We start from the raw sequence: 1,192 nt of genomic DNA, 5'->3' as shown, positions 1-1,192 counted from the left end.
ATAAATGTGCAGCTTACAAACTGTGTCACCACAAAGTGTGATCGAAACACAGTTACTCATAAACTTTGGCAAGGTTAGTGGCAGGGCTAAGAGTGATAACATACAATCTTTCAGACCAACGAGTGAAAAGAGTAAAGCAATGAAACTTACCCACGTATTGGTCGCCGTCATCGCAATGATGTCGTTCGGCTTGACCCACGCGGCACAGCAAAGCCTTGAAGAACTGCTAGCACAAGCAGAACAGGCACCAGAATTAGTTCCAGAAAAATCACAGCGTGAAGCAAGTGTTCATATCGCACGTTCTCTCCTTCTAAGCCACTATCGTAAACAAGATATCGATCGCGAATTGTCGAAACGTGTTTTTGAGCACTACTTAGATTCTCTTGATGGACAGCGCCTGTACTTCCTTCAATCAGATATCGAAGAATTTGAACCTTACCGCAACCGTCTCCATGGTGCCTTGAAAACTGGCCAACTAGAACCAGGATTCAAGATTTTTAATCGCTATCAAGAGCGCGTTATTCAGCGTCTCGTTTATAAAATTTCTCTTCTAGAGAATGACTTAAAAGACATGCGTTTCAATGATGACGAATTCATTCTGTCTGATCGCTCTGAGCAAGCGTGGCCAACAACAGAAGCTGAACTAGAAGATATTTGGCGTCGACGCGTTAAAAGTGGTGCACTCTCTTTAAAATTGTCTGGCGAATCACTTGAAGAAGCTGCGGACACTTTGCGTACCCGCTACCAGTCGCAACTAAAGCGTGCGCTTCAGATTCGTAACGAAGACGCTTTCCAAGCCTACATGAATGCGTTTACAACGCTTTATGATCCACATACGACTTACTTCTCACCTCGCTCTTCAGAAAACTTTAACATCAACATGAGTTTGTCGCTTGAAGGAATCGGCGCGGTTCTACAAGCCGACAATGAGTTTACAAAAGTTGTTCGCTTGATTGCAGGTGGTCCTGCGCAACAACAAGGCCAGCTTGGCCCTGCTGACCGAATTGTCGGCGTTGCTCAAGGCGACGAGAAAATGGTTAACGTTGTAGGTTGGAGATTAGACGAAGTTGTACAATTGATTCGTGGTCCAAAAAAATCAACGGTGCGCCTCGAAGTTATTCCATCCGAAGCAAAAGTCGACACAGACACGCGCGTGATCGCGATTGTTCGTGACAAAGTAAAACTTGAAGAT

1 protein-coding gene is annotated in these 1,192 nt (G+C 44.8%); it reads left to right on the top strand.

What is annotated here, in order from left to right; translation table 11 throughout:
• Positions 1-139 precede the first annotated feature (139 nt).
• The coding region (locus A3762_RS11145) for a PDZ domain-containing protein (RefSeq protein WP_197469208.1) at positions 140-1,192 on the top strand (1,053 nt) is incomplete at its 3' end.

It is taken from the genome of Oleiphilus sp. HI0125, from assembly GCF_001635355.1.
This window is presented reverse-complemented; position numbering and strand designations above follow the sequence as displayed.